Genomic DNA, 2,259 nt, shown 5'->3' on the forward strand with positions numbered 1-2,259 from the left:
GACACGTCAGGGCGAGTTCGTGCTGACCGAGTCGGGCATCGAGGGCAGCCTGGTCTATGCTTTCTCCGGCCGAATCCGCGACGCCATCGAGCGCGATGGATCGGCCACGGTGTGGCTCAATCTGCTGCCGGCCCACTCGCCCGAGCAGGTGCTGGCCGAGCTCAAGCGCCCACGCGGCCCGCGCAGCCTGTCCACCCACCTCAAGAGCCGGTTGGGCCTGCAAGGACTGAAGGTGTCGCTGCTGCACGAGTTGCTCAGCAAGGACGACATGCACGAGCCGCTGCGGCTGGCACAAGCCATCCAGCACCTGCCGATCAGCCTGGTGCGCGCTCGCCCGATGGACGAAGCGATCAGCACCGCCGGCGGCGTTCGTTTCGAAGCCCTGGACGAGCACCTGATGTTGCGCACCATGCCAGGCGTGTTCTGCGCCGGCGAGATGCTCGACTGGGAAGCGCCGACAGGGGGATACCTGTTGACCGCGACCCTGGCCACGGCCCGTTTGGCGGCGGCGGGTGTGGCCCGCCACCTGAGCCTCAATACGAAATCGTCTTGACGCCAGCCGTCGTGCCCAGCAGGCAAACGTTGGCCTTGTTGCGGGCAAAGACGCCCACGGTGACCACGCCCGGCCACTGGTTGACGTCTGACTCGAAGCGGGCCGGATCCGTGATCTGCAGGCCACGCACGTCCACGATGATGTTGCCGTTGTCGGTGGTCACGCCTTCGCGCACCTGACCTTGGCCGCCGATGGCGGCGAAGGCACGGATCACCTGCGCGGCCGCCATCGGGATGACCTCCACGGGCAGGGGGAACTTGCCCAGCACTTGCACCAGCTTGCTTTCATCGGCTATGCAAACGAAGCGCTCGGCCAGCTCGGCCACGATCTTTTCACGCGTCAACGCGGCACCACCGCCTTTGATCATGTTGCCGGCGTGGTCGATCTCGTCGGCGCCATCCACGTAGACACCCAGGCCCGTCACGCTCTCGGACGCTAGCACGGGCACGCCCAGGGCTTTCAGGCGCTGGGTGCTGCGCACGGAGCTGGAAACCGCCCCACTCACCCGCTTCGGGTCGGCTTTCAAGGCTTCGCCCAGTGCATCGATGAACTTGTCCACGGTCGAGCCCGTGCCCACGCCCACCACGCTGCCAGCCGGCACGTGTTCCAGGGCGGCACGGCCCACCAGGGTCTTGAGTTCGTCTTGGGTCAGGGCTTGGGACATGTCAAAGGCTCGAGAAGGGGTGATGCGAATGTGAAGACGGGACGCGTCAGGGGGCAGGAGGCAAAGAACGCTGGCAGGCCAGGGGCCCACCTGATCACGGCGACAGCGGCCGAGGGCCCAGCCACTGCTGCCAGGCCATCAGTGCACCGATGAACACCGGCTGGTGCACCATGTAGAAGCTCAGGCTCCATTGCCCCAGCAAGACCAGGGCCCGCCAGGCAAGGCCGTGATTGTCGCCCGAGTTGCCCGCAGAAACCTGCGATGAAGCACCGCCCAGCCACTGCGGCCGGTGGTGCAACAGCCATTGCGTCACGGCCAGGCCCCACCACATCACGCCCAGCCAGGGCAGCACGGGCACGAAGTCTTCGGTGATGGGCTTGTGCGTGACCAGGCCCACCCAATTGGTCAGCCTCGTGTCAAATAATGGATCTTGCAGCCAGCGCGGCAGCAGCATGGCGAGCAGCCCCAGAGGCAGCAGCCATCGCCCCAGCGGCGCACTCAGGCGGGCGACGACCAGCATCACCGCCATGCCGTGCAGCACCCCGAAGGAGATGTAGCTGCGCGGGAACATCCACCAGCTGCTCAGGCTCACCAGCAGCGCGCATCCGACGATCTGCGCCCAGCGGCGCCAAAAACGTGCCCAGCTCTGCCCCCGGTGCGTGGCGATGGCCTGGCCTGCCCCGGCACACAGCAAAAAAGTCGAGAGGATGAAGGTGCGCTGCCAGGTCCAGAACGGGTCGCGGTAGAAATCCGATTCCGTCAGGCGAAAGTTGGCCAGGTCGAAACAGAAATGGAAGGCTGCCATCCACACCAGCGCCAGCCCGCGCAAGGCGTCCACCCGGTCGAAGCGCTGGACGACAGGATCCGACGCCGTGATCCCGTTCGCCATCGAAGGGACTTGCGCCCCGAACTTGCCTTTTTTGCGTGCCATCGCGATAGTATCGGCCCTCCCCCGCCCCACCGCGTCGCCCTGCGGCTCCCGCCAGCCGAGAGGGTGCCGTCTTTGTCGTTCTTTCTTCGCCCCCAACCGCCCATGTCCCTG

At 66.2% G+C, this 2,259-nt stretch carries 3 protein-coding genes; 1 reads left to right on the plus strand and 2 read right to left on the minus strand.

Annotated features, from left to right (window positions below; genetic code table 11):
* Positions 1 to 553 (plus strand): NAD(P)/FAD-dependent oxidoreductase (locus B2W70_RS04470; RefSeq protein WP_286743279.1); only part of this gene is annotated, 553 nt, incomplete at its 5' end.
* On the opposite strand, the gene rpiA is transcribed toward B2W70_RS04470, so the two are convergent.
* Both rpiA and B2W70_RS04480 read right to left on the minus strand, forming a co-directional pair.
* Positions 534 to 1,217, minus strand: a complete 684-nt coding sequence (gene rpiA, locus B2W70_RS04475; RefSeq protein WP_058085780.1) for a ribose-5-phosphate isomerase RpiA — start codon at positions 1,215 to 1,217, stop codon at positions 534 to 536. The two genes, B2W70_RS04470 and rpiA, sit on opposite strands and share 20 nt — an antisense overlap.
* Before the next feature lie 94 nt (positions 1,218 to 1,311).
* Positions 1,312 to 2,106, minus strand: a complete 795-nt coding sequence (locus B2W70_RS04480; RefSeq protein ID WP_286743280.1) for a DUF1624 domain-containing protein — start codon at positions 2,104 to 2,106, stop codon at positions 1,312 to 1,314.
* Positions 2,107 to 2,259: the final 153 nt, after the last annotated feature.

Source organism: Aquabacterium sp. UBA2148 (assembly GCF_002328915.1).
Lineage (GTDB): Bacteria > Pseudomonadota > Gammaproteobacteria > Burkholderiales > Burkholderiaceae_C > Aquabacterium > Aquabacterium parvum.